This is a genomic window from Flavobacteriales bacterium, from assembly GCA_013001705.1.
Lineage (GTDB): Bacteria > Bacteroidota > Bacteroidia > Flavobacteriales_D > JABDKJ01 > JABDLZ01.
On the sequence record JABDLZ010000080.1, the window covers coordinates 1 to 5,852 of the forward strand.

Sequence of the window (5,852 nt, forward strand, 5' to 3'; positions counted from 1 at the left end):
ACATCCGGTTCTTGAGCGATACTACCATAGTCCAAGAGCTGGAAATAGGTGCCCTCGGACGCTGTGAAATCGAATCGCGAACCAGCGACTGCACGGCAGAAGAAATCGCGTTTCTCTTGGTAGAAGGCACTCAGGTCGTCATAGGACCGTTCTTCGGCCAATAGATCGGAAAAGGCGTGCTGCATAGGCCTATTGACACTGAATACATTGAATTGATGAACCTTTCTGAATTCTGTCATCAAATCCTCAGGTGCAAAGCAATAACCCAGTTTCCAACCTGTATTGTGATAGGTCTTACCAAAAGAAGATACCACCACACCCCGCTCTCTCAGTCCTGGATATTTGGCAAGTCCATAGTGGACCTTGTCATCAAAGACGATATGCTCATATACCTCGTCACTCAGCACCATCACATCCGTATCAGCCAAGAGGCGCTCAAGACTCTGCATCGAAGATTCTGAGAAACAGACACCTGTCGGATTATGGGGGCTGTTGATGATGATCAATCGGGTCTGCTCAGTCAATGCAGCTGCAATGAGCGAAGTATCCATATCACGGCCTCTGATATCCAAAGGGACCCGTATCACCTTGCCACCAGCCATATGGATGGCCGGGGCATAACAGTCATAGGCAGGCTCTATGATGATCACCTCATCTCCGGGATGCACCAGGGCGAGTATTGCTGTGAAAATGGCCTGAGTCGCCCCTGCGGTGACGGTGACCTCTTTCTCAGAATCATACGCGTGACCATGCTGCTGCTCGAATTTTCGTACCAATTGTTCGCGAAGAGCAGGCACACCCGGCATGGGTGCGTATTGATTATGCCCCGCTTTCATATGGTGTGTCACCAGTTCTTTTAAACGGGAAGAGCAATCGAAATCCGGAAAACCTTGCGATAGATTGACGGCCTCATGGGCATTGGCCAAGGCACTCATCACTGTAAAAATGGTGGTCCCGACCTCAGGTAGTCGACTTTGTAAAGGAATTGCCATCGGGCCTTAAGCTAAGAAAAAGATTCTCCTGCAAGAGCAGGTAAATGCGCGCTCCGAGGACATACATTCCGACATCGATAGGATCCGATGTGTATCTATAAAAGCAGTGGGGGAGTAGCCACTCGAAGACCAGACTGACATATATCACACTGACGAGTATGTGCATAGGGCCGAGAACAAAGCGCGGCAATCGGGTGACATAACGTAACACGAGCAATGTGAAACTCAGTAGTATGGGCATGCACAACAGATCGCCTAGATAGGAGTTGATCCACTCTGGACTCGAGTGCTCAGAGAACCGGACCAGTAAATGGACGCTGTAGATCAATGTCAATAGTCCGAGTATGATCCTGCCTGATCGGGTCATCCGGGAGTCCAAGCAATGAGGAACATGAAGAAGGAGATGATGCTGAAGAAGACGAACCAGACAGAATATCCGAGCCAATATAGCCCTCTGATGATCAGCCAGTCCGAGTTCTTCATACGATCAAAGAAGGTGTCGAGTAAGTGACCTGCAGCTGGGGCTTTTTCTTGCGATCGTCTCAAGTCGGCTTCTTCTCTGAGAAGCTCGGGGTCGAGTATCTTTCCACAGGTTTGGCAGTGACTGCCTCCAGCATTCCACGTGTTGCAATCGGGGCACCTTCGTTGGATAGACATGAGCACAAATGTAGAGCATCTCTGCACGGAATAAGTGTGCAAGCGCTTCTCTCAGCATGACCAGAATGGTAAAAGGGAGATGAGCCGATTCGCTAGCAATGCATTAGTTTTATCGGCATGGGTCTTCGCATTACATCTTGCTTTCTTGCTCTGATAGCGCTTTCAGCAGTAGACCAAGAGATGGTAGGTCAGACCCCGACCGACCAAGATTGTCTGGGGGCTATCCCTATATGTGAAGACATCTACGTGCAGGACAATGCCTATTCGGGAGAAGGGAATTACCCGAGTGAATTGGGCCTGGGCCTAGGGTGTAATTTCCAAGAGACCAATTCGGTCTGGTACACCTTTACTATCCAAGAAGATGGTCTCTTCAGCTTCATCCTTACACCAGTAGAAGAGTCTGATGATTATGATTGGGCCCTATTCAACCTCACCGATGCCAGCTGTGCAGATATCGCTACGGATGCCAGTCTGGAAGTCAGTTGCAACAGCTATGGGGAATTCGGAAACAATGGACCGACAGGCATCAGCTCGGCCAATGGAGGTACGGGTAACAGCAACGGTCCCGGCAACACCAATGGGCCGCCCTTCAATGCCGACCTTCCTGTCTCAGCAGGGGAAGTCTACGCTCTTGTGGTCATGGATTGGAGCGGCACACCCACGGGCTACACCCTGGACCTCACTAACACGACTGCGAGCATCTATGATGATCAAGGCCCTCAGATAGCCTCAGCAGAAATGCACTGTGACAATACCATAGATGTCATCTTCAATGAGAATGTGGTCTGTTCCTCATTGGACAATGTCAGTTGGGAACTGGTCGATCAATCCGGAACGGCTCTCACCGCCTCCTCCTATGAATCGGAATGCACATCTGATGAAGGACTGATAGTAGGAATCACCTTGGTCTTCGATGAGAATATTGTTCCTGAAGATGGTCTGGAGGCCTATACACTCAATATTATCAACGATATAGGTAATGTATTCGATGCCTGCGGGAATGAAGTAGAACTGGAGGACTTGGATTTCGAATTCTCCAGTGTACCGATAGAGGCGATCCCTCAGGTGATCGATGCAGATTGCGATGCCGATAATGGTCAAGTAGATGCAAGCACGGTGCTCAATGCTACTGCTCCGATCACCTATGACCTGAGCGGCATCAGTCAGGCCACTCCGATCTTCAATGGACTTGCGCCCGGTATGTATACGCTTACAGTGACGGATTCCGATTTCTGTACGGATCAAGTCGACATTACTGTCGGACAGCCCGACCCACCCGTGATCACCTCACTCACGAGTACTCCCGTGACTTGTGGGTTTGGCTGTACGGGTACGATCAGCATTGGGTCCAATACAGCTCTGACCTACAGCATAGATGGCGGTATCAATAGCTCTCCTGATGGTGAGTTCTTAGATGTCTGTGAAGGAGAATATAATGTAGTGGTGAGCAGTGGAAACAATTGCGAGGCTACTGCGAGTATTCAGGTAGGGGTGACCTCACCCTTGGATGCTGAGATGCGGGTAGACCCTCTACAGGCAAGCATATTCGATCCGGTCTTCGATCTGTACAACTTGACCGAAGGAGCTGCTGAAGTCGAGTGGTTCATCGGCCATCCTTCAAATTATTACACTATGGAAGGGGATACGCTGAGCTACCGATTCGACAATCCCATACCCGGATACTATGATGTCATGCTGCAGATCACAGACAGCGCTGGCTGTATGAGTGAGACCCAGCTTCAGATTCGGCTGTTAGCAGAATTCGTGGCCTACATACCCAATAGCTTCTCTCCAAATGGAGATGGGATCAACGACACCTTTCTCCCAGTCTTGGATGGTTTTGTCAGGGACAAATACCGCTTGACCATCTATGACCGATGGGGCAATGTGGTCTTCGAGACCGATGATCCCCAACAGGCTTGGTTGGGAGAAGTGGCTGATGGAGAGTATTATCCAAGCGTGCAGACCTTTCACTACGTGCTCTCCGCTCAACCCATCAGTGCATCGGGCAAGGAATTGCGTAGAGGTACCATCACCATGATCCGATAGGATAGGCCCTGCAACTAGATTTCACATCTGTATCAATAAAGCGTCCACCGCAGGCCGAGATAGGTCATCCGACCGAATACCGGTCCCCAGATCTGCGAGCCGTCAAAGGTGTCGCTGAAGGGGTCATCCGAGCTCTGAATGGGATTTCCTTGTCTGTAATCCCCTAGATTCTCCACACCGAGATATGCTTCGAGTCCCTTTCTGAATACACGCGTGATCTGGCCGTGCAATTGCAGGAAATCGGGAGAATGGTAGTAAGGCTCTATGGGATTCTGAGTTGCCGGTTCCAATCTGGGGAGCCGTTGTTCTCCGATATACTGCAGGGTGCCATCCATCTTCCATTGAGCGCCTTTGTCCGTCTCTTTGGTCTCAAATCCCAAGTTGAAGAATCCTCTGTGCTCAGGAGTGAATGGTTGGAGGAGTCTACCTTGTTCGAAATCGGTCTGGGCATCGGTATAGCGATAGGCGAGTCGGATGTCCGTCCTGCGCATCATCTCCCAGCTGAATTCTACTTGTGCAGAATTCGAAAAACGCTCTCCATCGAGTGCGTAGATCTGTACGAGCCCAGGTGTTTCTTGGTCGACCACCAAGGCCTCATCGAAGCGTGTGGAATAGGCATCCGCAGCTAGGCTTGCTTCCCGATAGTCGATCTTGAACTTGTAGGTAAGGTTCACGCCTAGATTCCAAGCGGATTCTTGCACCAACGGTGACTCGATGATCCATTCGCGGTTACTCGCTAGGAGGCCGAGATTATCGGTCACGGGATTGGCCGTACGGTATCCTCTACCCACGGCCATCTTGGCCGATAGGGATTCGCTCAGACTATATCTCAGATGGAATCGCGGACTCAGCATGGTGCCGAAGAGATTGTGCTCATCAGCACGCATTCCGAGGATGGTGGAGAGCCGTTCATTCGGATTCCAAGTGAACTCCGCATAGGCCCCGATCACCGTCTCGGTGCGGTCCATGTCGATGGTATCCAGATGCTGCTCATAGCGTTCATGGAGAAGAGTGGTACCTACCGTGAGCGCACGGCTTTTACAGCCGAGATTGGTGGCATACAAAAGATTCCCTCTGAAGGTCTCTTGGCTCCCAATGAATTGTTGAAGCCCGGCCTCCAGATCCATGTCGTACTTCAGATAGGAGAACTGTGAACCGAAGGAGGATCCCCAGAAATCATCGAATACGTATCCGGTCTTGGCCGTGGCTTCCAATCTCTCAGCATCCAAATGCATGCGCCAGAGCTCTCCGTTCTCATCAATAGCACTGATCTGTCCGGATTGCTGATGCTGCTCCAGATAATCCAATGAATATTGACCTTCCCAGTGGTCATCCGATTGGAATCTCCATTGGTTCCTCAAAACGAAATCCTGCTTTTGGGGATTATCGTAGAAGCCATCGTCATTCCTATCGGTGACTGTCTGATTCAATTCGGCATGCCCCATGGCGATGGTGCTCCATGTATCGGAGACTTTCCATCGACCGAGACCATTGAACTCCAATCGACCACCCTGGTTACCATAGAGGTTGAAATGGGCCTTCTCCTCCATATAGGCATCTTTCAGAGCTACATTTATCTCTCCGGTCATGCTTTCAAAGCCACTGGTTACGCTTCCGGCTCCTTTGGATATATGGATGTCTTCGATCCAATCGCCCGGGATGTATCCTAGGCCGTAGATTGTACTCAAGCCTCTGACATTGGGGATGTTGTCCCTCAGTATCTGACTGTATCTTCCACTGAGACCGAGCATTTTGATCTGACGTGTTCCGGTGATAGCATCGGTGAATGAAGCATCTACACTGGCATTGGTCTCAAAACTCTCGCTGAGATTGCAGCAAGCGGCTTTTCGTAGTTCCTCGCCATCCATGCGTTGTACATTGAGCGGGTCCAGTAGGGAGAGAGAAGTGGTCTTCTCTCGGCTGACGACATCCACTGCATCCAGGGCCACTCCGGTGGTCAATGCAATCTGCATATCGTCCTGCCCTTCATACTTCACCGTATCCGTAAGATAACCGGTAAAGCTGACCACCAAAAGGTCACTGTTCGACACACGCTCCAATTCAAATCTCCCTTGACTATCAGTAGCTGTGCCTGTGGACGTACCTGCCCATAGGATATTGGCCCCCGGTAGAGGGATCTGTTTCTCTTCTTCT

General features: G+C 50.5%; 5 protein-coding genes. 1 reads left to right on the forward strand and 4 read right to left on the reverse strand.

Annotated features, from left to right (window positions below; all coding sequences use genetic code 11):
- The 3 genes from HKN79_03135 to HKN79_03145 form a co-directional block, all read right to left on the reverse strand.
- The coding region (locus tag HKN79_03135; protein ID NNC82546.1) for an aminotransferase class I/II-fold pyridoxal phosphate-dependent enzyme at positions 1 to 992 on the reverse strand (992 nt) is incomplete at its 3' end.
- Positions 961 to 1,359, reverse strand: coding sequence for a hypothetical protein (locus HKN79_03140; GenBank protein ID NNC82547.1), 399 nt, complete (start codon positions 1,357 to 1,359; stop codon positions 961 to 963). The genes HKN79_03140 and HKN79_03135, both read right to left, overlap by 32 nt.
- A complete protein-coding gene (locus HKN79_03145) occupies positions 1,356 to 1,649 on the reverse strand; it encodes a hypothetical protein (GenBank protein NNC82548.1) in 294 nt (97 codons plus the stop codon). Before HKN79_03145 ends, HKN79_03140 begins: the two co-directional genes overlap by 4 nt.
- A gap of 117 nt (positions 1,650 to 1,766) precedes the next feature.
- Here HKN79_03145 and HKN79_03150 point away from each other — a divergent pair, with 117 nt between their 5' ends.
- Positions 1,767 to 3,698 (forward strand): T9SS type B sorting domain-containing protein, encoded by a 1,932-nt coding sequence (locus tag HKN79_03150; protein ID NNC82549.1) that lies wholly within the window; start codon positions 1,767 to 1,769, stop codon positions 3,696 to 3,698.
- A 32-nt stretch (positions 3,699 to 3,730) separates the two neighbouring features.
- Here HKN79_03150 and HKN79_03155 read toward each other — a convergent pair.
- The coding region (locus tag HKN79_03155; protein ID NNC82550.1) for a TonB-dependent receptor at positions 3,731 to 5,852 on the reverse strand (2,122 nt) is incomplete at its 5' end.